The following is a 21,927-nucleotide window of genomic DNA, read 5'->3' on the forward strand; positions in this document are numbered from 1 at the left end:
CGCGCCGTGGGGCCGCTCGCGCGGCCGCGGATCGTCCCTTCGTGTCCGGGCCGTCAGCCCGGATCGACCATCCCGTCGATGAACAGCGCGCCGCGTGCGATCACCCGCTCGCCGACCGTGAGCCCGTCGGTCACCTCGATGTCGCTGCCGTCGACGAGGCCGGTCTTGATCGCGCGGCTCTCGACCGCGTTGTCGGGCTTCAGCACCCAGACGCGGGCCTTGTCGCCCTCGAAGATCACCGAATGGCGCGGGATCGCGCGGGAGACGGTCTCGCGCTCGTTGATGATGTGGACGCTGGCATACATCTCGGGCTTCAGCAGGCCCTTCGAGTTGTCCACCTCGGCGCGCATGTAGATGCGCCGGCTGGTCGGATCGACCGAGGACGAGATGAAGTTGATCCGGCTCTCGAACGTCTGGTTCGGGTAGGCCAGAACCTTGAAGCGGATGCGCTCGCCGAGATCGACCTTGGCCGCGTCGGTCTCGCGCAGCTGCGCGATGATCCAGACCTTCGACAGGTCGCCGATGATGTAGGACGGCTCCGAGCCGCCGGTGTTGACGTACTGGCCGGGGCCGATCTTGCGAGAGATGATGGTGCCGGACAAAGGCGCGTTGATCGTCGTCTCGGGGTTGATCGCGCCCTTGGTCTGGAGCGCCATCATGTCGTCGTCGCGGAGCCCCAGGATGCGCAGGCGGTTGCGCACCGCCTCCAGACCGACTTCCGCGGTCTTGGCGTCGTTCTGCGCCGTGGCGAGGTCGTTCTGCACGGTCTGCAACTCGCGCAGGGTCGTGACGCGCGACTCGTAGAGGTCGCGCAGGCGCTTCTCGTTGTTGGTGGCGTAGGAGAGCTGCGAGCGGGCCTTGTTGAGCACGTTGAGCGCGGCGAGATAGTCGTTCTGCGCCTGGACCATCTCGTTGGCCTGGAGCGAGAACAGCTTGTCGCCCTGGCGCACGCGCTCGCCGGAGCGGGCGAAGATGGTGATGACCCGGCCCGGATAGGGCGAGAAAACGGGGGTCGCCCGGTACTCGTCGACGCCGATCTTGCCCTCGGTGGCGATGTCCTCGAAGAACAGGCGCTGCTCGACCGGGGCGGTGGTGACGGTGGCGAGCTGGCTCGGGTTCAGCACGAAGCGCCCGTCGGGCTTGGCCGAGGCCGTGACGGCGGCGGGCGTCGGCACCGCGGCATCGACCTCCTTCGGCCGGCCGTACCAGACCGCCGCTCCCGCGCCGGCGCACAGAACGAGCGCGATGGCGATCTGCGCGGGCCAGCCCATCCGCCTGGGGGTCAGGCTCTCCGGCGGCAGGTTCTCGTCCCCATGCGATCCGCTCATCGACCCATGTTTCCCGGCTGACCCCGCCTCGCGCCGAACCGTCGGCGCGGCCGATTCGCTCGGCCCTTCGGTTGTGCGCGACCGAAGCTCTTAAATTGCGCCGTTACCGTGGCGACTTGACAGAGGCGTGACGCGATCCTGGCCGATGAAGCACCGTGATGAATAAAGCGCCGCATCGGGGGCCCGCGCACCGGTCGATGTCGAGCCCTCCGCGGCGTCCGTCGATCAGTATTGAACCGTGGCGCGCAAGCCGAACACTCCGGCGTTGCGCAGGCGGCCCGCTTGCGGGTCGCGCGGGTTGGCGATGCCGCCGCCCGGATGGAGGATCAGCTGCACGTCCGGCTGCAGGGTGAAGCCCGGCACCACCACCGCCTGATAGGTCGCCTCGATCACGGTCTCGGCCCGCCGCCGCGGCATCGGCATGCCCGAGTAGACGACCATATCCGTGTCGGCCCGGCGGGCGTCGTCCGAGAGGCGGGCGTGGCCGAGGCTGATCCCGACCGTGTCGTCGTCGCGGCCCGGAAACAGACCCTTGTAGGCCAAGCCGGTATCGACATAGGCCGCGATCAGGCTGGAGCGGGTCGGCGAGTAGGCCGCGCGGACGAAGAAGCCCAAACCCTCGTCGTCCTTGCCGGTCTCGCGATAGAGCGTCTGGTCCCAGATCGCGTAGAGCCCGGCATTGCCCCGCAGGCGGCGGCCGATGCCGGTCGAGCGCGGGTCGGCGAGCGGCAGGCCGGTGTCGTCGAAGCGCAACGAATCGAAGCGGCCGAAATGCTGCCAGCCGCCGAGCGTGATATCGCCGGGCAGGCCCTTGGCGTTGTCGTCCGTGTTGTAGGCGTAGGTCGCCTCGGCCACGATCAGCGCCGGGTCGCGCAGGCGGAAATTGGTGCCGGTGCGGTTCAAGCGCTGCGCCTCCGGGTCCTGTCCGGGCCGGTTTGCCCCGGCCGGATCGCCGTCGTAGAGCCCTGCCTGGAGCGAGAACCCGTTGCCCGGCACGTATTTGGCCCGGATCGCGGGCGCGGCCAGCGGATAGGCCGGCCCGCCGCTCGGCAGGTCGAGCCCGGTGATGACCGGCCAGCCGAAGGTCGAATTCACGAACAGGGTCGCGGTCTGGCTGACGAAGAACTCGGTGTCGGCGGCCTGCTGGCCGATGCGAATGCCGAGCTTGCCGTCGAACAGCTGCTGGTCGAGCCACAGCACGTAGAGCCGCGAGGACGGCAGCGCCTCGATCACGCTCGTGGTCAAGAGGTTGCCGACATAGTAGCGCGACAGGCCGGTGCCGTGGATGAAGTAGGCGTTGGCATGCACCGTCGCCCCGTCCCAGCCGACGAGCTTTTGCAGATCGAGGTTGAGCCGCAGGTTCAGCCGGTCCTGCACGATCGCGCCTTGCCGGATGCCGCCGAAGGCGTTGCCGAGCGTCTCGCCGACATAGGTGAGGCTGTACTCGATGCCCTTCTCTTTCAGGACGGGGCGCAGGCCCAGCGGATCGCCGAAGGGCCCGAGCGAGGGCTCGATCGAGCGCACGTAGCCGCCCGAGGCCTGGCTGGTCGATTCCGGCTGGGAGACGGAGATGCGCGGGTCGCCGCCCGCGCCTTCGAAGACGGGCTTGCCGGTGGGCTGCGCGGCCGCCGGACCGACGGTGAGCACGGCGATGAGGAGGGCAGGGGCCGGGCTTCGGAACACGGGCGAGGCCTCGCGAGGAGGGCGACGCTTTGTTGTACGGGGTGCGGGCCGGGGCTGCCAGTCGCTATAGGCAGGAGGCGGACACCCAAGGTCGGTTATGCGAAGCGTCTTCCGACTGCGATGCCGTTCCGAGTTCCTCAACGCCCGTCATTCCGGGGCCGCGCAGCGGAACCCGGAAACCACCCGTGATGCGACGCTGAACAATACGTCGCGGCCAGTCGTGGATTCCGGGTTCGCCTTCGGCGCCCCGGAATGACGGTGGCTCAATCGTCCATCTTCAGCGCCGCAATGAACGCCTCCTGCGGGATCTCCACCCGCCCGAACTGGCGCATGCGCTTCTTGCCTTCCTTCTGCTTGTCCAGAAGCTTGCGCTTGCGCGAGATGTCGCCGCCGTAGCACTTGGCGGTCACGTCCTTGGACAGCGCCCGGATGGTCTCGCGGGCGATGATCTTGCCGCCGATGGCTGCCTGGACCGGGATCTGGAACAGGTGGCGCGGGATCAGGTCCTTGAGTTTTTCGCACATGGCCCGGCCGCGGCTCTCGGCGCGGGTGCGGTGGACCAGCATCGAGAGGGCGTCGACCGGCTCGGCGTTGACCAGGATCGACATCTTCACGAGGTCGCCCTCGCGGTAGTCGGAGACGTGGTAGTCGAAGCTCGCATAGCCCTTCGAGATCGACTTCAGGCGGTCGTAGAAATCGAACACGACCTCGTTGAGCGGCAGGTCGTAGACGACCATGGCGCGCTTGCCGACGTAGTTGAGGTCGATCTGGACGCCGCGGCGGTCCTGGCACAGCTTCAACACGCCGCCGAGATACTCGTCGGGCGTGAGGATGGTAGCGCGGATCCAGGGCTCCTCGACCGTCTCGATCTTCATCGGATCGGGCATGTCGGCGGGGTTGTGCAGCTCCTTCAGCTCGCCGTCGCGCATCGCTAAGCGGTAGACCACGGACGGGGCCGTCGAGATCAGGTCGAGGTTGAACTCGCGCTCGAGCCGCTCCTGAATGATCTCGAGGTGGAGAAGTCCCAAAAAACCGCAGCGGAAGCCGAAGCCCAGCGCGGCGGACGTCTCCATCTCGTAGGAGAACGACGCGTCGTTGAGCCGGAGCTTGCCCATGGCGCCGCGCAGGGACTCGAAGTCGGCGGCATCCACGGGAAAGAGGCCGCAGAAGACGACCGCCTGGACCTCCTTGAAGCCCGGCAACATCTGCGTGGTCTGGCGCTTGTCCTCGGTGATGGTGTCGCCGACGCGGGTATCGGCCACCTCCTTGATCGAGCCCGTGAGGAAGCCGACCTCGCCGGGGCCGAGTTCGCCGATGTCGGACATTTTTGGGCGGAACACGCCGATGCGGTCGACGCCGTAGGCGGCGTCGGCCCCCATCATGCGGATCGTCATGCCCTTCTTGAGCACGCCGTCGATGATGCGCACGAGCACGACGACGCCGAGATAGACGTCGTACCAGCTGTCGACCAGGAGCGCCTTCAGCGGGGCGGCGCGGTCGCCCTTGGGCGGGGGCAGGCGGGTGACGATCGCCTCCAGCACCGCCTCGATGTTCAGCCCGGTCTTGGCCGAGATCGGCACGGCCTGCGAGGCGTCGAGGCCGATCACCTCCTCGATCTGCTCCTTGACCCGGTCGGGCTCGGCGGCCGGCAGATCGACCTTGTTGAGGACCGGCACGATCTCGTGGTTGGCATCCAACGCCTGATAGACGTTGGCGAGCGTCTGGGCCTCGACGCCCTGCGAGGCATCGACCACGAGGAGCGAGCCCTCGCAGGCCGCGAGACTCCGGGACACCTCGTAGGCGAAGTCGACGTGGCCGGGCGTGTCCATCAGGTTGAGGATGTAGTCCTTGCCGTCCTCGGCCCGGTATTCGAGGCGCACGGTCTGCGCCTTGATGGTGATGCCGCGCTCCTTCTCGATGTCCATCGAGTCGAGCATCTGCTCGCTCATGTCGCGCAGCGCCACGGTGCCGGTCGTCTGGATCAGCCGGTCGGCGAGCGTCGACTTGCCGTGGTCGATATGCGCGACGATGGAGAAGTTGCGGATGTTGTCGATGGGCGAGGCGGTCATCGGGGTCTCCGGCACGGCGCGGCTCAGCGGGGCTCGCGCGGCGCACGGCAGGGCTGTCGGGAAATGGCAGCGGGGGAGATAGCAGCGGCGAGCCGGCCCGCCAAGGCGCGCCGGAGTCGCTCCCGTATCGCCCGCCTACAGATGCGCGATCAACGCCGAGACCTCGACGGGCGCCACACCCACCACTTCGTCCATCGCGCGGCCGACGAGGTCGCGGGCCACGTGGCAGCGGCGGAGCGCCGCCGCGTCCTCCGTCTCGGCCAGCCGGTCGAGGGCGGCGGCGAGGTCGGTCAGGCCGAAGCGCCGCGCGCCGGCCGCGATGGTGGCGGCCTCCGCCCGCAGGGTGGCGTCGTCGGCGAAGGTCACGTCGAGCAGCGCGACGAAGCCCCGCAGCGCGCCGCGGGCGCTCTCGGTTCCGAGCGAGGCGACGAGCCGGTCGTAGGCGGTCCGGTCGATCACCGGCATCGGCGCCGGGGCGCTGGCGGGCGCCTCCGCCAGCATCACCGCGGGCAGGTGCTCGGCGATCGCGCCGCAGAGGTGGCCGCGGTCGATCGGCTTGGCGACGTGGCCGTTCATGCCGGCCTCGCGGATCGCGTAGACCTGCTCGGGCAGGACGTTGGCGGTCAGCGCCAGGATCGGCACGTGGCGGCAGGGATGGGGCAGGGCGCGGATGCGCCGCGTCGCGGTCAGCCCGTCCATGCCGGGCATCTGCACGTCCATCAGGACGAGGTCGTAGATGCGGGCCTGCACCGCCGCCAGCGCCGCCGCGCCGTCGTCGGCCACGTCGACCCGGCAGCCCTGCCGCTCCAGGATGCGGCGGGTCAGCTCCTGGTTGATCGTATGATCCTCCACCAGCAGGATCTTTGCGCCCGCGAGCGGGCCGCCGACCGCCGGCGGCCCGGAGGCCTCCGCCGCGGGCTCGGGCGTTGCCGGCGCCGCCTCCGGCGCGGCCTGCGCGAACGCCGTCTCGGTGGCGGGCAGGTGCAGGCTGAAGCGGAAGCTCGATGCCTCGCCCGCGAACGACACCGTCTCCAGCCGCCCGCCCATCCGGGCGACGAGGCGCCCGGCGATGGCGAGGCCGAGCCCGTCCGGCTCGGCCGGCCGGGCATGGCCGCCGCTGCCGGTGAGCGCGAAGCTGATCCGGTTCTCGGCGCCGCGCAGCGCGTAGAGCGAGAGGGTGACGAGGCCGCCGCGGCGCTCGCGCAGGTTGACGTTGAGCAGGTTGAGCAGGATCTGCCGCAGGCGCCGCGGATCGCCGCGCACCGCCCGCGGCAGGCCCGGCTCGATGCTGAGGCCGAGCGTCACGCCCTTGCCCGCGGCGGCGGGCCGGACGAAGGCGGTGACGCTCTCGATCGCCTCGGCGAGCGAAAAGTCCTCTTCCCGCAGGTGGAAGTCGCCGGCCTCGATGCGGGCGACGTCGAGGATGTCGTCCACCGCGGTCAGCATCGTGCCGGTGGCCTCGCTCACCAGCGCGAGGCAGCGCGCCTGCTCGGCGCTCAGGGGGGCTCCAGCGCCGAGCAGCTCGGTGTAGCCGCGGATGGTGGCGAGCGGCGTGCGGATCTCGTGGCTCATCATCGCCAGGAATTCCGACTTGGCCCGGCTGGCGTTCTCGGCCTTGGCCTTGGCCAGTTCCGCCATGTCGCAGGCGATGCGCAGTTCGTCGGCCTGCTGCTTGCGCGCGGTCACGTCGCGCATCACCGTGATGGTGGTCCGCGGCTGGCCCGGCGCGGCCCTGGCGATGCGGCTGCTCACGCATTCGAGCCACAGCCAGGAGCCGTCCCGGTGGCGGGCGCGGAACAGTCCGACGGCCGCCGGCTGCCCGGCATCCAGCGCCGCGTGCATGTCGCCGACGATCCGCTGGTCCTCCGGATGCACGAAGGTCGCGGGCGTCAGGGCCGCGCGGGCCTCTTCATCGTAGCCGAGCATCCGCTCGAACGCGGGCGAGACGTCGGCGCGGGCCCAGGTGCCGTCGCACAGGACGATGATGTCGCCGACATTGTCGGCCAGCATCCGGTAGCGGCTCTGGCTCGCCTCCGCCCGCGCCGCGAGCGCGGCCTGGGCCGCGTCGAGGGCGCTGCGCTGCTCGCCCAGCGTGCGCGAGGCCAGGGCCAGGGCATGCTCGACGATCCGGACCTCGCGGATCACGCTGTCCTGGGCGGCCACGGTCTCGCCCCGGCCGATCGCCTCGGCCTTGGCGGCGAGCCGGGCGGCGGCGCGGGCGATGCGGCGGGCCAGCCGCAGGGCGAGCCAGCCGCCGAGGCCGATCAGCACCAGGGCCAGCGTCAGCAGCAGCACCAGCGAGCGCCGCAGCGGCGCCTCCAGCGCGTCCCGTCCGACGCCGACCGTGAAGCGCCAGTCGGACCGGCGCGAGGCTTCGGTGATCCGCATCACCGCGACGGCCCCGGCCTCCGCCGGGGCGGACAGCGCACCGTCAAATCCATCGGACAGCGCATCGCCCGCCGGATCGGCCTGCCCGATCCGGGCGACGACGTTGCCGGCGCCGTCGACCACCGCCGCCCAGTAGGGCGCCCTGACGTGCGGGTTGCGGATCAGCGCCTCGACCTGCTCCGCCAGCGTCACCAGGGCGACGACCTTGACGACGACGTCCTCGCGCAGGACCGGAACGACGACGCTGACGATCGGGCGCCCGGTCAGCTGGCTGGTCATTAGCCCCGAGACCACCGGCCGGCGCGTCGCCAGCAGCCGCTCGATCGTCTCGGGCCGGGGCATGACCGGCAGCGCCGTGTCGTCGGGCGCGCGCGTGTTGACGAGCTGACGCCCGTCGAGTTCGGCGAGGGTCACGGTCGTGCCCTCGGAATCGATGCTGGCCAGCGCCTGGGCCCGGAAGGCGCGCAGGTCGCCCGCATCGATCGAGGGCGAGGCCGCCAGCGTCCGGGCGACGGCCTCCATCCGGGCGAGATCGTGGTCGATCCGCTCGCGGACCTCCTCGCCGATCAGGGCGAGGGTGTGGGTCAGGCGGTCCCGCTCGCTCTCGACGTACCAGTGCGTCGCGAGGATCGCGACGGTCGCGGGCGGCAGCATCAGCGCCAGCGCGAACAGGGCGAAGGAGACGACGAGCGGTCGAGAGCGCACACCTCCGGTCATCACGCCGTCACGCCACCATTCCCCGCGATCCGGCACCGGTTCTACCCGCGCAGCCGTTAATGCTTCGCCCGCCGCGATGCTTGGGCGAGATGCAACCAAAAGAATGCGAATCGGATCGTGCTCCGTCTATGGTTGATCGACGGCGGCGCGCGCGCGTGCCGTGGCGAGGGGAGGAGCAGGCATGGCGAAGCCGAGGACGGCGGGCGGGGCCGCGGACGGCACGATCGTGAAGGCGGCGATCTATCCCTCGATCGGGATCGCCCGCGTCGGCAACAGCCCGACCGGGTGGTATCTCGGGCCGGAGGTGCCCGACCCGCTGCCGCAGCCTCCGGGCTTCTACCGGGACAAGTCCGGCGCGCTGAAGCGCGAGGCGGCCCGGTTCCGGGTCTACGGGCTCGACGCCTCCGACACCATCGTGCGCGAGCTGACCGCCGCGGACGCCGAGATCGCCTGGACGGTGCAACTCGCCAACACCAAGGCCGCCTGGTACGGCTTCCAACTCGCCCTCGACATCCCGGAGGCCTCCGCCGAGGGATCGACGCCGACAACCCTGCGCAATCCCCAGGTGAGCGACCGGGCGGCGCTGGCGATCACGCCGCGGGCCCGCACCGTCTCGGGCAGGAAGCAGGGGGACCAGCGCTTCGACGACGGCACCTTCATGGGCAAGCCTGTCACGCTCGGCGCGATCCGGACGGACGAGGCCGGGCGCCTCGTGGTGCTCGGCGGGCACGGCGTCTCCGCCTCGTCCATCGGCGCCAAGGCCTCGACCTTCGCCAACAACGACACGTGGCACGACGACGTCGCCGACGGTCCGGTCACTGCCCGCGTCACCCTCGCCGGCCGGGAACTGCCGGTGGAGCCGGCCTGGATCGTCGTGGCGCCGCCGAATTACGGCCCCAACCGAAAGTCGGTCCGCACGCTGTGGGACCTGATGCGCGACGGCGCCGTCGCCAACGGCTGGCTGCCGAAGATGACCCGCCCGTCCTTCACCGAGGACATCCTGCCGATCTTCCAGCGGATGGCGGGGCTGCAATGGGTCAACAAGGGGTTTGCCGACGGCTTCGGCTGGAAGGGTCTGTTCGAGCTGACGCCCGAGACGATCGCCCGCCTCGCCTCGCCCGACGCGTCGAACGAGGAGTGGCGCCGGGTCGTCGCCAACCAGTTCCGCATCGGCAGCCTGACCCGGGACGACACGCGCGACAGCTGGTCGCCGGTGCCCTGGCCCTGGATCTACGGCGACGCCATGAACCAGCCGCCCGCGCTCTCGCCGCGCCAGAACAGCAGCCTGAGCAACCTGCAGATCAAGGCGCTTCAGCTCTGGGTGAAGGGCGCGTTCGAGGCCGATCACGATCCGGCCCGGCCGATCCCGCGCCGGATCGAGGAGGTGCCGCTCGCGCGCCAGGGCGACGTGCTGACCAAGGCGGCGCTCGATTTCTGCCTCGCCGACGCCTTTCATCCGGGCTGCGAGATGACGTGGCCGGTGCGCCAGCCCGCGCTCTACCGCGCTCCGTTCCGCTTCGCCCACGCGCCCGAGGGCTGGACCGAGCCGGATTTCGGCATGGAGCTGACCTACGCCCGGGCGGACGCGCCCGACGGCTGCCTCGGGCCGCAGCGTCCCGGCGGGATCACCCGCTGGATGGCGGTGCCGTGGCAGACCGACACGGCGAGCTGCCGCGCCGGCTACGACAAGGCCTACGATCCGCACACCCCGACCTTCTGGCCGGCGCGGGTGCCCAACCACGTGCTGACCCGCGACGACTACGACGTCGTCATGGACCGCAAGCGCCCGCTGCCGGAGCGCAAGGCGGCCTTCGCCCGCCGGGAGAACTGGGACGACTCGCTCGACCGCACCGCCCCCTACGTGACGCAGATCAACACGATGATCGACCATTTCGACCGGATGGGCGTGGTCGAGAGCCTGCCCGGCCCCGCCGACGACGACTTCCCCGCCGTGATCGAGGCGCAGGACCGGCCGCCGAACGAGACGCCGACCCCGGAGCGGGCGGGCGCGCCGGCCCTGTTCGCGACCGCGGCGGCGCCCGATCCGGCCGAGGTCACCGACCTGTCGGGGATCGACAAGGTGCGCCGCCTGCCGCCGCGCCTGCACCGCTGAGCCGGGGCCGGCCGGACGTGGAGCCGACCGCCGACGTCGCGGTGGTGGGCGCCGGCCCGGCCGGGGCCGCCGCCGCCCTGATGCTGGCGCCCGACCACCGCGTCCTGCTGGTGGACCGGCTCGACGCCGCCGCGCCGCCGGCCGCCCGGATCGGCGAGAGCCTGCCCGGAGCGGCCCGGCGGCTCCTGCGGGACATGGGGCTGTGGGAGGCGTTCCTCGCCGAGGGGCATGTGCCGCGCCACGGCGCCGACAGCCTGTGGGGCGGGCCGGACCTCGTCTCGGCGGAGAGCCTCCGCGATCTCGACGGGCCGGGCTGGCATCTCGACCGGGCGCGGTTCGATGCGTGGCTGCGGGACCGCGCCGTCCGGCGCGGGGCCGCCCTGGTGGCGCCCGCCCGGCTCGCCGGCCTCGCGCGCGACGGTGCGGGCTGGCGGCTGGTCCTGATCCGGCACGGACGCGAACTGCCGGTGCGCGCCCGCTTCGTGATCGAGGCCGGGGGGCGCGCGGCCCCGGTCGCGCGGGCGCTCGGCCTGGCGCGGGCGCGCCACGACCGGCTGATCTGCCGCTGGCTGCACGGGCGGGCCGCGGGCGAGGCCGGCCGCAGCTTCGTCGCGGCCGAGCCCGACGGCTGGTGGTACTCTGCCGCCCTGCCCGGAGGGCGGCGCGTGCTGGCCTTCCACACCGATGCCGACTTGGCCGCGGCACGGGAGACGGCGGGCGCCGCCGCCCTCCTGGCCCGCGCCCGAATGCAGCCGGGCCTGTCCGCGATCCTGGCGGCGACCGGCTTCGCGCCCGACGGGCCGCCCTCCGTCTGCGCCGCCCATGGCGGACGCCCGGCGACCGTCGCCGGTCCCGGCTGGCTCGCGGTGGGCGATGCGGCGCTCGCCTGCGACCCGCTCTCGTCCCAGGGGCTCCTCAACGCGCTCTACTCGGCGTTGATGGCCGCCGACGCGGTCCGCGCCGCGCTGGCGGGCGAGGCCGACGCTTCCGAGGAGTATCGCCGGACGATCGGGCGCGTCGCGCACGCCTACCGCGATCATCTCGCCGCCTGGTACGATCTGGAGGACCGCTGGCCCGCGCACCCGTTCTGGGCCCGGCGCCGGACGGCGGGTCAGGGTGTCGGCGCGGCAGGCCGGAGGCCGGAGCGGGCCCTTCGCCCCTGAGCGGTCAGAGCGTCGCCAGCGCCGCCGCGAGGCCGAGATTGGTGAGCTGGTGCAGGAACTGGTCGACGCCGATCAGCCACCAGAATTGCACGTCGTCCGAATCCCAGCCGCCGCGATGGCCGAGCACCGACTTGGCACGGTCGACGGCGAAATGGACCGCGAAATCGACGAGCGCCAGCCACCAGAGCCGCGGCGCCACGAGGAGCGCGATGGCGAGCGTCAGCCCGGCATGGCCCAGCGCGTGCAGGCCGAGCGGGACGAGCCAGCCGTGCCGCCGCTCCTTGCCGCGGGCCATGGCGCCGGTCTGGAACAGGAAATCGGCCACGACGTGCTTGAGCGCGAAGACCCCGGCGAGCAGCAGGAAGGGCAGGAGCGGGACCGCGGGGGAGGAAGGCAAGAGGATCGGCCTGGACGGCGAAGGGGGCGGTGATTGGACCGGCTCGCGCCCGGTTCGGCAAGCGGTTCGATGCGCCTCCTCCCGCGGGAGCGGGCCGAGCCCATCCCCGATCCGATCACATGCATGCGAATGTCAGCCGAGCGATCTCAGCGGGGTCCGCCCCCGCCGAAGCCGCCCGGACCGCCGCCGCCGCCGAAACTGCCCGGCCCACCGCCGAAGCCGCCGGGGCCGCCCCCGCCGAAGCCGCCTCCGCCCGGACGACCGCCGCCGAAGCCCGGCGGGCCCCCGCCGAAGCCGCCCGGCGCGGGGCCGCCGAATCCGCCGCCGAATCCGCCGCCTTGGCCGGGTGCGGGTCGCGTGTCGATCGGGAAATTGCCGGAGCCGGGCCCCGGACCACCGCGGCCCGGCACGAAGCCGCCGCCGGCCGGGTCGTGCCCGCCGGGCCGCATCGATGGCGCATCGACGCCGCCCGGACGAGCGCCAGAGGGACCGCTCCCCGGCGGGCCGCCGGGGCGTCCGCTGCCTGCCGGCCCGCTGCCGCCGCGGGGCGAAGGGCCGTCGCCGCGCACGGACTCGACATTCATGCGCCCGTCACGACCGACGCCCGCCTCGATCACCGCCGGCCCCGCGCCGGGCAGCGCGCCCGGACCCGCCCGGCCCGTCACCGCGAGGCCGGAGCCGAGGCGTAAGCCGCCGCCGCCCGGCACGACGTAGCCCTCGACCGAGGCACGGGCGAGGCCCGCCGGGAACGGGCGGCTGACGTCGCGGGCGGCGGTCACCGAAAAGCCCGACCCGTCGGGCCGCCCCTCGACGAGGACGCGCCGCCCGGAAAGCCCGCTTTTCAGCCCGTCGAGCGCGAGGCCGCCGATGCGCGCGACGCCGTCGGGGCCGCGCCGCACCGGGCCGGCGACGCGGTCCGGCCCGTCGGCACGGGGCTCGATCAGGCTCGCCACCACCGTGCCGTCGCCCCGACGCAGGCCGCTCACCGCCACCCGCTCGCCGACCGCGAAGGGTTTTTGGGACGTGAGGCTTTCGGTGGAGACCGTCTGCCCGAGCACCGTCAGGCGGCCGGGAGCGGAGGCCTCGACCGGGCCGACGACCTCGCTCGTCACCGCGATGGCGCGCGTACTGAGCCCACCCTCCGGCCCGCGGGCGACCACGCGCACGACGTGGCCGATCCTGAGGTCCGCGGCGCGGGCCGGGCGCCCGTCGATGGTGACGCGCACGTCCGCCGGGTAGGCGATGCGCAACCCGTTGACCACGATGGAGCCGAACCGGCGGATCGTGCCGATCACCCCCGTGCCGCCGATGCCGCGGTCGCCGCCAAGGCCCTCGTCCGGCTCGGGCCGCGCCCCGGTGCCGCCGATGCCGCGATCCTGCGGCGGCTCGGCGCCGGTCTGGGGCCGGGCGGCGTGCGGCCAGGCCAGCGCGGTGCCCGCGAGCAGCGCCAGCAGCCCGCGGCGGGTCGGGTGCGCGGGGCGGCTCAAGGCGCGCGGCCCCGGCCGGCTTCAGGCGCCTCCACCTCCTCGCGAAAGATGTAGATTCCGAAGTTCCAGCGGTGGCGTCCGCCCGGATCGTCGGCGCAGGCCGCGTGCGCCTCGGCGTTGGCCTGCTTCAGCGCGCCCATGGCGATCTCCCGCGCGCGGCTCTCCAGCTGCGCGGCGAGCGCGTCGGAGAGCCCGTCGTAATGCACCGCGCGCTCGAAGAAACGGGGGGCGGGGCCGGCGACGTTCTCCACGGCCGCCGCGAGATGGTCGTGCAGGTTGCGGCCGAAATAGTAGAGCTGCGGCTCGGCCCCGCCGCGGGGCAGGTAGGCCGCCTCCAGGAGCTGCACCCGGCCCTCCGGATCGAGCACGGCCACGCCCCGGTCGAGCCATTCGTCGAGCACCGCGCGGGGGCGCACGTCCTTGGTCACGCCCGCGACCAGGCTCTCGAAGGAGGGCGCGCCGGCCTCGGCCGTGCGCGGCAGCGGCAGGGGGCGTCCGTTCCCGTCGGTGAAATCGGGCGCGGCGAGCCAGCGGGCGATGATCCGGCTCGTGCGCGAGACCGTGGCCGGCACCTGACTCACTGGCGCGCCGGCGCCGCGCAGGCGCCGCACCTCCTTGCGGTGGATGCCGGTGAGCAGGCTGACGCGGCTGTCGGTCTGCTCCTTGCCGGGCAGGGCGAAATCGTACTCGGCCACGTTCACGTAGAGCTCGCGCAGCAGGTCCGTCAGCGCCGGGAAGGTGATCCCGCGCTGGACCAACAGGCGCACGAGCGGGCGCAGCAGACGAGCCACCGGCCCGTGCAGGGCGGCACCGTCCCGGCTCGGATCGGGGTCGATCGACTCTGGCATGGGTCGAACTTAGCGACCTCGATGTGGGACACAATCCCACGACGTGCGCTCCGGCACCCTTGCCAACCGATTTTCGATTGACGTGGGATTTTTGCACACGCATATTTTCGTGGTCATTTTTCCCACGAAACAACGAAGGATCGACGCGATGGGTGAGTTGAGGCCCCTGCTCGCGATCGGCGCGGCGCCGATGGTGCTGAGAGCCGGTCCGCGCCCGCTCTTCGGCGGATCCGTGCGTCCCCTCTGCCGCGGCCTGATGCTGGCCGCAGCCCTCAGCCTGCCCGCCCTCGGGCCGCTCGCCGCCGACCGATGGGCGGCGCGCGACATCCGTCCGGAGGCGGTGCGGGCCGCCGTCGCTCCGTCCCTTCACGTCCCCTCGGCCCCCACGGGCGGCGCGGCGGCGCGTCTCGTCCTCGCGTCCGGAGACGCCCGATGAAGCCCGCCCTCTTCGCGGGTGCGCCCGCCGCGTCCCGCCCGATGCCCCGCTTCGACGAGCGCGAGCCCTGCGGCGGCGAGACGGTGCTCGACCTCGCCCTGTGCCTGATCCTCGCCGTGGCGGTGGTCGGCCTGCTGCTGCTGGCGGCCGCCTGAGCCCTCAGCCCGATCCCCGAAGGACACCGAACGCATGATCCGACGCTCGACCCTGCCGGCGCTCGCCGGCCTCTTCCTCGCGAGCGGGGCCTCGGCCGCCGACCTGCCGCGGCGCGAGGCACCGCCGCCGCCGCCGATCCCGCCGGCCTTCACCTGGACCGGCTTCTACATCGGCGCCAATGCCGGCACCGGCTTCCGCGCCGGATCCTCGACCTTCACGGATGCAACCTACGGCACCGTCACCGAGTCCAAGTCCGGCAACGGCTTCGTCGGCGGCGGGCAGATCGGCTACAATTACCAGTTCACGCCGGGCTCCGGCTGGGTGCTCGGCGCGGAGGCCGACTTCCAGGGCACGACCTTCGGCCGGCGCGGCGATGGCGTGATCGGCTCCACGCCGTATTACGACGTCTCGCCGAGCCTCGACTGGTTCGGCACGGTGCGCGGGCGCGTCGGCTACGCCTTCGAGCGCTGGCTCGTCTACGGCACCGGCGGCTTCGCCTATGGCGGCGGCGGCACGTCGCCCTACGCCGCCTCCTATCCCTACGCCCTGCCGGACACGACGCGGCTCGGCTACGCCGTCGGCGGCGGCGTCGAGTACGCGCTGACCGAAAAAATCTCGGTCAAGGTCGAGGGGCTCTACGTCGATCTCGGCAAGCGCGGCTCCGGCACCACGGTCTACGACGCCTCGGTGCCGGCCTATTACGGCACGGGCCGCTCGGAATCCGGCTTCGGCCTCGTGCGCGGCGGCCTGAACTGGCGCTTCTGAGCCCTGTCCGCGACGCATCGCTCCAGGGGCGAAGCCGTATCGGAGTGAACCAGAGCCGTGGACGGCCGTTGGAACGGCTCAGTCTGCCCGGCGGCGACGGCAACGGTCGCGCCGGCCGGGTGGCTGCGAGGGGAGCATTTCGAACGGAGAGAACGACTTTGGCCATTCCCTCATTGCACCGCTCGGCGCATGGCTCGGTTCTGCGCCTGTGCCTCGTCGTCGGATTGTCCGGCGCCCTTTTCGGTGGCCCGCTCGCGGCCTCCGCTCAAGATTGGGATACCCCGGAGATCGAGCTGCCGGCGATCCCGAAGCTCGGGGCGGGTCTGCCCAAGGGTGCGCTGGTGTTCCACGGCAATTACTGCGGCCCCGGCAGCCGCGGCGCCGGCCTGCCGCCGATCGACGCCCTCGACCGGGCCTGCATGCACCACGACGCCTGCTCGCCGCCGGCCGGCCAGGGCATGCCCTCCTGCGCCTGCAACGATCAACTGGAACGCGAGGCCTCGCTCGTCGCGCACACGCCGCGGGTCCGCAGCGATCTCCGCTCGACGGCCGAACTCGTCGCCGTCGGCGCCAAGGTCATGGCCTGCGAGCCCTGACGCGAAACGGCCGGGCGCTCGGTTCGCCCGGCCCGGAACCCGTTACGCCTCGGGTGTCTCCATGGCGATGCCGAGGCCGTCGAGGCCTTCCTCCAGCAGCGCGGCGGCGTCCGGCGTGCCGAGCAATTCGCGCACGACGCTGTCGCCCGCCGCCTCGCGCTCCTTGGCATAGCGCACCGCTTCGCCCCATTCCGCCGCTTCCAGATCGCCGCGGCCGATATAGAGCAGGGCCATCAGGTTGCTGCGCTCGTCCTCGTTGAGGCCGACCACGGCCGAGCGGATCTCCTGCTCGGTGGCGTCGTCGGTCCCGCCGACGAGCACGTCCGCCGCGCCGTCATCGATCGGATTCGAACCTGAATCCGGATCGGTCGCTCCCTCCTTCGCCTCGACCGCCCGCAACCGCAGGATGATCTCCGAAACCTTGTCGAGGGCGATATCCATATCTGACTCCTACTGCGTTTCTTTCGCCGCGCTTGGCGTGGCGGGGCGTGGCCATGCACCGAGTGAACCCCCAAGGTCCACTTCCGGTTCGAGCGGGGACGGGGGCGTGCGGATGTGCCACGAGGTTCTGTCAGGCGCTCGTGCCGCGAGGCCGGAGCGGGTCCGTGGGCGCGACGCCGGGGTCGTGCGCCTCGGATCGCCTGGGGCTCACGCGACGATCACTCGGGCTTCGAGGTCTCCTCGGCGCGCCGGTGCCACATCAGCAGCAGGCCGGACACGATGAGCCAGGGACCGGCGATCCCGATGAAGAACGACATGAGCGTCTCCCAGGCGGCGGGGCGCTGTTCTGAGGTATCGCCGGCCCGGCGCGGGGCCGGAGGCGGCGACGGGATGTCCCGCCCTGTTCCGCTTCGGGGATGATAGACGGCGCCGCTCTTCCGGCAAGGCTCGCGGAGGCACAAAGTCGCGGCAGTGACAATGGGCTCGCGGAGCGCCTCCCGCCGCCATCCTCCCCGGGTTCACCTGCGGAAGTCCGCGATCCGCCGCGCCGCCTCCGGGACAATCAGTCGAACAGGTCCGGCCGGCGCAGGCGCAGGGCCAGCACGAGGGTGTAGGTCTTCAGGTCGGCGAGTTCGCCCGCCTCCGCCTGGGCGGCGAGGTCGGCGAGCCTCACCTCCGCGACGGTGATGCCCTCGTGCTCCTCGGCCAGCCCGCCGCCCGCGCCCGTGCGGTCGGCCTGGCCGTAGGGGCCGAGGAACAGGTGCATCCGCTCGGTCGAGACGCCGGGCATGGTCCACACCGTCGCGACCGGCTCCAGGGCCCCGAGTTGCACCCCGGTCTCCTCGAACGCCTCGCGGCGGGCGCCCGCGTGCGGGTCGGCCTCGTCGAGGAGGCCGGCGGGGGCCTCCAGCAACTCGGGCAGGGCGGCGGCGAAGAAGGGGGCCGCCCGGAACTGCCGGATCACCAGGGCGACCCGGCGCTCCGCGTCGTAGGGCAGCACGCAGACCGCCTCGCCGTGATCCTCGATCTCGCGGGTGACCTCGTGCCCGTCGGGCAGGGTGACGTCGGCGATGAGAAAACTCGCCCAACCGTCGTGGACGGTGCGGGTGCCGCGGATTTTTGGGATCAGGCTGTCGGCGGGCATGGCGTGTCCTTGCGTATCGGCCCGAAAGGTGGATGCCGGCTTTCGGGAAAAGCCGATGCGGCACAAAAGCCTAGAGAATCGTCCTGGATCCGAGATCCAAGACGATTCTCTAGATCGGGCTGCGGCGGATCAGAAAGCGGAAGGCGGCGCCGTCGCGCTCCTGCGCCTCCAGCGCGGCGCCTTCCTCGCGCACGGCGTGGGGGATGTCGATGCCCGCCAGCGGATCGGTGCAGGTGACCCGAAGCCGCCCGCCCGGCGTCAGCCCGCGCAGGGCCTTGCGGGTGCGCAACGCCGGCAGGGGGCATTTGAGCCCGCTCAGGTCGAGGTCGATCGGGGCGTCGGGGGGCGGGGCGTCGGACATCGCGCCCGGCCCATAGCACGAAGGCCCCGTCGGCGTGTGCCGGCGGGGCCTTCGATCAAGGGTCACGAGCGTCGAGGCTTTTACCAGCCGTAGTAACCGCCGTATCCGCCATAGGCCGGGTAGCCGTAGCCGCCATAGCCGCCGTAATAGACCGGGCGGGCATAGCCGTAGCCGCCGTATCCGCCGTAATAGGCCGGGCGGCCATAACCGTAGCCGCCATAGCCGCCGTAATAGCGGTAGCGCGGGGCCGCGCTCGCCGCGATGGCGCCGCCGATCAGGCCGAGCGCCGCGCCGGCGAACAGCGCACCGGCGGCACCGCCGCCGCGGCGATAGCCGTAGCCGCCGCCGTAATAGCCGCGGCGCCAGCCGACGTGATCGACGGTGGTCTTGGTGCCGCCGACGAGGTCGCCCGTCAGCGCCGGAAGCGGCGCGGCCTGGGCGGCGGGGGCGGTTCCGACGACGGCGAGACCGGTGGTGGCGAGGCCGGCCAGCATCAGGGTCGTGATGCGCGACGACATGGTTGCGTTCTCCTGAGGTGTCACGAGCACGCTGAGGAACATTCTTTCAGGATTTGCGTTCCATGGGGCCGAGCTTGGCCTTGAACGAAATGTGTCCGGTCGCACATTCCGGTGTGGACGGTCGTGTCCCGGGGGATCGGCGGGGCCTTCAGAACGTGCAGGCGGTGAAGGCCGGATCGACGCATTTCGCCCATTCGCCCTCGTACAGGCCGAGCAGGTCCTCGGCCCGGCTGCGCCCGGCGGCGACGATGGCCTCCAGCGGCTGGAGATGGATCGCCTCGTCCCGGCCCGCCGCATCGCGGCGCGCCCGCGCCTGCAGGCCGGCGCGGGCGATGGCCAGCGCCTCCGCCGCCACCGCGCCGAGGCTGCGCCCGCCGATGCAGGCCGCCAACCCCAGCCGCGGCACCGCGGCGCGCAGGGCCTCGCGCTCGGAGGCCGTCCAGCCACGCACGAGGTCCCAGGCGGCGGCGAGCGCGCCCTCGTCGTAGAGCAGCCCGGCCCAGAGCGCCGTCTGCGCCGCGATCATCGCCGGCCCGCCGACATCGGCCCCGCGCATCTCGAGGAAGCGCTTCAGCCGCACCTCGGGGAAGACGGTCGAGGCGTGGTTGGCCCAATCCGACACGGTGGCCCGTTCGCCGGGAAGCTGCGCGAGGCGCCCCTCCATCAGGTCGCGGAACGAGGCGCCGGAGACGTCGTGGTAGGTCTCGCCGCGCTTGACGAAGTACATCGGCACGTCGAGCAGCCAATCGACGTATCGTTCGTAGCCGAACCCGTCCTCGAAGGCCTGCGGGAACATGCCGGTGCGGTCCGCGTCCGTGTCGCGCCAGATCTCGGAGCGGCGCGAGAGGAAACCGTTCGGCCGCCCGTCGGTGAAGGGCGAGTTGGCGAACAGAGCGGTCGCCACCGGCTGGAGCGCGAGGCCGACGCGGAGTTTGCGCACCATGTCGGCCTCGGAGGAGAAGTCGACGTTCACCTGCACGGTCGCGGTGCGCAGCATCATGTCGAGGCCGAGGCTGCCAACCTTCGGCATGTAGCCGCGCATGATGCGGTAGCGGCTCTTGGGCATGAACGGCGTGCCCTCGCGCGTCCATTTCGGGCTCATGCCGAGATCGAGGAAGCCGATGCCGAGCGGCTCCGCCGCCCGGCGCGTGGCCGCCAGATGCTCGTCGAGTTCCGTCACCGTGGCGTGGACGTCGGCCAGCGGCGCGCCCGACAGCTCGAACTGCCCGCCGGGCTCGATCGAGATCGCGCCGCCGCCCTCGTTGTTGGACAGCCCGATGATGTTGGCCCCATCCAGGATCGGCTCCCAGCCGGTCTCGCGGCCGAGGTTTTCCAAGAGCGCCCGGATGCCGCGCTCGCCCTCGTAGGGCACGGGCGTGCGGTCGGCCGTGTAGAACGGAATCTTTTCGTGTTCGGTGCCGAGCGCGAAGCGCGCCGCCGGCTTCTCGCCGTCGGAAAACCACGCGATCAGTTCGTCGCGCGAGGTCAGCGGGGTCGTGTCGGACGTGTCGCGCGCCATGCGCTGCCTCGTCGTGCCGGTGGTGGGGCAGAGGCGCGAAAAAAGGCCCGATCCTGAAGACCGGGCCCGCGATCGGCCACGCCGGAGATGTCGTGTCCTTAGAGCAGGCCGCAAGAGCCGACAACGCGGAGGGGCGTCACGGTGCGGGTATGACGGGCGGGCACGGTGCCGCCGGCCGCGCTTCGCCCGTTGAAGCTGTGCCGGTTCGGTATACAACCCGAAGCCCTGGGGGATTCCGTTGCGCCCGCCTCTCTCGCGATTCTCCCCATCCGCTTGGCTCCTGGCGACGATGCTGTCGCTTATGGCCGGATCGGCCTGGGCCTTTCCGCCAGCCTCGCTCAAACGAGTGGAGCCGATCCTGCTGCCGGATGGGCAGCAGGGCACGATGCGGATCGTCGTCGGCGACGGTCTCCTATTCGATCGCGTGCGCATCGCGATCCTCGACGCGCAGAGCCGCCTGATCGCCCGCGGTCCGCGGACCTATCAGCTCTCGCTCGTCTGCGACGGGCCGCTGCGCTGCTACGGCTACGATCATGGCTCGGGCGAAGTCATCGCGCCCGATCCGGCCACGTTCGGGAAGGACGGGCCGGTCGTACGTCCCGTGGACGATCGGGATGATCTCACGGAGATTGATGACGACGCCACAGCCTGGGGCGTGACGGTTCGCCCGGCGACGTGGCGCGAATGGTTGTTCGCCGAATGGGCGGCGTTCCGGGCCGTATCGCTGTTGGAGCCGGCCTTCTACGCGACTCTCGGGACCATCGCGGGCCTCTGCTTCGTCGGCTTCCGCGCGCCGGGCCGGACTGGCCTCGAGTTCCTGTTCTGGCTCGTCGGGTTGGCGCTGCGGGTCACGCTCTGCGCGGGCGTCGCCCTCGTCGTGTTCGTCATACTGATCACGACTGACCCCATCACGAGCGTCGTGCTCTATCCCTTCTTCGCGGGCGTTCTCCTCGCATGGCTTCTCGGGCCCCGGATCAACCGGCGCCTCCGATCCGCGCTCGTCAACGCGCGTCGCCGAGCACCGCCTGCACCAGCGCCATGACGGCCACCGCCGCCGTATCCGCCCGCAGGATGCGCGGCCCGAGCGAGAGCGCCACCGTGTTGGGGCGGGCCGCGATCAGGGCCCGTTCCTCCGCGTGAAAGCCCCCCTCGGGGCCGACCAGCACGGCGAGCGGAGGCGCTTTGTCCCCCGCCGCGCCGCGGAGCGCCGCGACCGGGTCGGTGACCGGGGCGTCCTCGTCGCAGAACACCAGCAGGCGCTCCGGCTCCAGGGCGGCGAGCGCCGCGGGCAGGCGCTCCGGCTCGGCGACCGAAGGAATCGCCAGGATGCCGCATTGCTCGGCGGCCTCGACGGCGTTGGCGCGCAGGCGGTCGAGCTTGATCCGCTCGCCTTGGGTGAAGCGGGTGAAGACCGGGCGCAGCGTGCCGGCCCCCATCTCCACCGCCTTCTGGGCCATGTAGTCGAGCCGGCCCGTCTTCAGGGGGGCGAACAGGTAATGCAGGTCGGGCGGGGCCGGTTGGGACCGCGTCTGCGCGACGAGCCTCAGGTCGGCGCTCTTGCGGCCATTCGGAACAATGTCGGCGCGCCACTCGCCGTCGCGGCCGTTGAACAGCAGCACCGGCTCGCCCTCGGCCTTGCGCAGCACGGTGAGCAGGTAGTTGGCCTGCGCCCGCTCCAGGGGCAGGACGCGCCCCTCCGCCAGATCCGCCTCGACGTAGAGGCGCGGCGCGGTGAAGTCGTAGAGGGCCATGCCGGCCTCCTCGCGTGACGCCCCGATCGTGTCAATCGGACGACCTG

20 protein-coding genes are annotated in these 21,927 nt (G+C 72.0%); 7 read left to right on the plus strand and 13 right to left on the minus strand.

Annotated elements, in window-relative coordinates:
• Positions 1-53: 53 nt before the first annotated feature.
• From HNR00_RS04065 to HNR00_RS25420, 4 genes are all read right to left on the minus strand, one after another.
• Complete coding sequence (locus HNR00_RS04065; RefSeq protein WP_183565278.1) at positions 54-1,328, minus strand: efflux RND transporter periplasmic adaptor subunit; 1,275 nt, start codon at positions 1,326-1,328, stop codon at positions 54-56.
• Between the two features lie 225 nt (positions 1,329-1,553).
• Positions 1,554-3,011, minus strand: a complete 1,458-nt coding sequence (locus HNR00_RS04070; protein ID WP_183565281.1) for a carbohydrate porin — start codon at positions 3,009-3,011, stop codon at positions 1,554-1,556.
• Positions 3,012-3,274: 263 nt separating this feature from the next.
• Complete coding sequence (lepA, locus tag HNR00_RS04075; RefSeq protein WP_183565284.1) at positions 3,275-5,080, minus strand: translation elongation factor 4; 1,806 nt, start codon at positions 5,078-5,080, stop codon at positions 3,275-3,277.
• A 135-nt stretch (positions 5,081-5,215) separates the two neighbouring features.
• Positions 5,216-8,173, minus strand: coding sequence for a response regulator (locus tag HNR00_RS25420; RefSeq protein ID WP_183565287.1), 2,958 nt, complete (start codon positions 8,171-8,173; stop codon positions 5,216-5,218).
• 193 nt (positions 8,174-8,366) lie between these two features.
• Between HNR00_RS25420 and HNR00_RS04085 the strand changes: the two genes are divergently transcribed.
• Together HNR00_RS04085 and HNR00_RS04090 are read left to right on the plus strand one after the other, a co-directional pair.
• Positions 8,367-10,298 carry a LodA/GoxA family CTQ-dependent oxidase gene (locus HNR00_RS04085; RefSeq protein ID WP_183565290.1) on the plus strand — a complete coding sequence of 644 codons (1,932 nt, stop codon included), beginning with the start codon at positions 8,367-8,369 and terminating at the stop codon, positions 10,296-10,298.
• A gap of 17 nt (positions 10,299-10,315) precedes the next feature.
• Positions 10,316-11,461 (plus strand): FAD-dependent monooxygenase, encoded by a 1,146-nt coding sequence (locus HNR00_RS04090; protein ID WP_210306276.1) that lies wholly within the window; start codon positions 10,316-10,318, stop codon positions 11,459-11,461.
• Between the two features lie 4 nt (positions 11,462-11,465).
• On the opposite strand, the gene HNR00_RS04095 is transcribed toward HNR00_RS04090, so the two are convergent.
• The 3 genes from HNR00_RS04095 to HNR00_RS04105 form a co-directional block, all read right to left on the minus strand.
• The gene (locus tag HNR00_RS04095; RefSeq protein ID WP_183565293.1) at positions 11,466-11,858 is read right to left on the minus strand and encodes a DUF3307 domain-containing protein; all 393 of its coding nucleotides are present in this window, start codon (positions 11,856-11,858) and stop codon (positions 11,466-11,468) included.
• A 146-nt stretch (positions 11,859-12,004) separates the two neighbouring features.
• Positions 12,005-13,345, minus strand: coding sequence for a DUF5666 domain-containing protein (locus HNR00_RS04100; protein WP_183565296.1), 1,341 nt, complete (start codon positions 13,343-13,345; stop codon positions 12,005-12,007).
• A complete protein-coding gene (locus HNR00_RS04105) occupies positions 13,342-14,193 on the minus strand; it encodes a DUF6502 family protein (protein ID WP_183565299.1) in 852 nt (283 codons plus the stop codon). The genes HNR00_RS04100 and HNR00_RS04105 overlap by 4 nt, the downstream gene beginning before the upstream one ends.
• Before the next feature lie 148 nt (positions 14,194-14,341).
• On the opposite strand from HNR00_RS04105, the gene HNR00_RS04110 reads away from it, so the two are divergent.
• The 4 genes from HNR00_RS04110 to HNR00_RS04125 all read left to right on the plus strand — a co-directional run bounded on the left by HNR00_RS04110 (position 14,342) and on the right by HNR00_RS04125 (position 16,146).
• Positions 14,342-14,629 (plus strand): hypothetical protein, encoded by a 288-nt coding sequence (locus HNR00_RS04110; protein ID WP_183565302.1) that lies wholly within the window; start codon positions 14,342-14,344, stop codon positions 14,627-14,629.
• Positions 14,626-14,784 (plus strand): hypothetical protein, encoded by a 159-nt coding sequence (locus HNR00_RS04115; protein ID WP_183565509.1) that lies wholly within the window; start codon positions 14,626-14,628, stop codon positions 14,782-14,784. The genes HNR00_RS04110 and HNR00_RS04115 overlap by 4 nt, the downstream gene beginning before the upstream one ends.
• A 34-nt stretch (positions 14,785-14,818) precedes the next feature.
• Positions 14,819-15,550 carry an outer membrane protein gene (locus HNR00_RS04120; RefSeq protein WP_183565305.1) on the plus strand — a complete coding sequence of 244 codons (732 nt, stop codon included), beginning with the start codon at positions 14,819-14,821 and terminating at the stop codon, positions 15,548-15,550.
• A gap of 158 nt (positions 15,551-15,708) precedes the next feature.
• The gene (locus HNR00_RS04125; protein WP_246390242.1) at positions 15,709-16,146 is read left to right on the plus strand and encodes a phospholipase A2 family protein; all 438 of its coding nucleotides are present in this window, start codon (positions 15,709-15,711) and stop codon (positions 16,144-16,146) included.
• A gap of 42 nt (positions 16,147-16,188) precedes the next feature.
• Here HNR00_RS04125 and HNR00_RS04130 read toward each other — a convergent pair whose 3' ends face one another.
• The 5 genes from HNR00_RS04130 to HNR00_RS04150 all read right to left on the minus strand — a co-directional run bounded on the left by HNR00_RS04130 (position 16,189) and on the right by HNR00_RS04150 (position 20,129).
• The gene (locus HNR00_RS04130) at positions 16,189-16,587 is read right to left on the minus strand and encodes a DUF3775 domain-containing protein (RefSeq protein WP_183565308.1); all 399 of its coding nucleotides are present in this window, start codon (positions 16,585-16,587) and stop codon (positions 16,189-16,191) included.
• Positions 16,588-17,149: 562 nt separating this feature from the next.
• On the minus strand, positions 17,150-17,731 hold the full coding sequence (locus tag HNR00_RS04135) for an NUDIX domain-containing protein (RefSeq protein WP_376770350.1): 582 nt from the start codon (positions 17,729-17,731) through the stop codon (positions 17,150-17,152).
• A gap of 109 nt (positions 17,732-17,840) precedes the next feature.
• A complete protein-coding gene (locus HNR00_RS04140; protein ID WP_183565311.1) occupies positions 17,841-18,092 on the minus strand; it encodes a sulfurtransferase TusA family protein in 252 nt (83 codons plus the stop codon).
• An 80-nt stretch (positions 18,093-18,172) separates the two neighbouring features.
• Complete coding sequence (locus HNR00_RS04145) at positions 18,173-18,610, minus strand: hypothetical protein (protein ID WP_183565314.1); 438 nt, start codon at positions 18,608-18,610, stop codon at positions 18,173-18,175.
• Between the two features lie 148 nt (positions 18,611-18,758).
• Complete coding sequence (locus tag HNR00_RS04150; RefSeq protein WP_183565317.1) at positions 18,759-20,129, minus strand: glutamate--cysteine ligase; 1,371 nt, start codon at positions 20,127-20,129, stop codon at positions 18,759-18,761.
• Positions 20,130-20,430: 301 nt separating this feature from the next.
• Between HNR00_RS04150 and HNR00_RS04155 the strand changes: the two genes are divergently transcribed.
• Positions 20,431-21,171 carry a hypothetical protein gene (locus HNR00_RS04155; protein ID WP_183565320.1) on the plus strand — a complete coding sequence of 247 codons (741 nt, stop codon included), beginning with the start codon at positions 20,431-20,433 and terminating at the stop codon, positions 21,169-21,171.
• On the opposite strand, the gene HNR00_RS04160 is transcribed toward HNR00_RS04155, so the two are convergent.
• Complete coding sequence (locus tag HNR00_RS04160; RefSeq protein WP_183565323.1) at positions 21,131-21,880, minus strand: 16S rRNA (uracil(1498)-N(3))-methyltransferase; 750 nt, start codon at positions 21,878-21,880, stop codon at positions 21,131-21,133. The genes HNR00_RS04155 and HNR00_RS04160 overlap by 41 nt on opposite strands.
• Between the last annotated feature and the right edge of the window lie 47 nt (positions 21,881-21,927).

Origin of the sequence: Methylorubrum rhodinum (genome assembly GCF_014199935.1) — a bacterium.
GTDB lineage: Bacteria > Pseudomonadota > Alphaproteobacteria > Rhizobiales > Beijerinckiaceae > Methylobacterium > Methylobacterium rhodinum.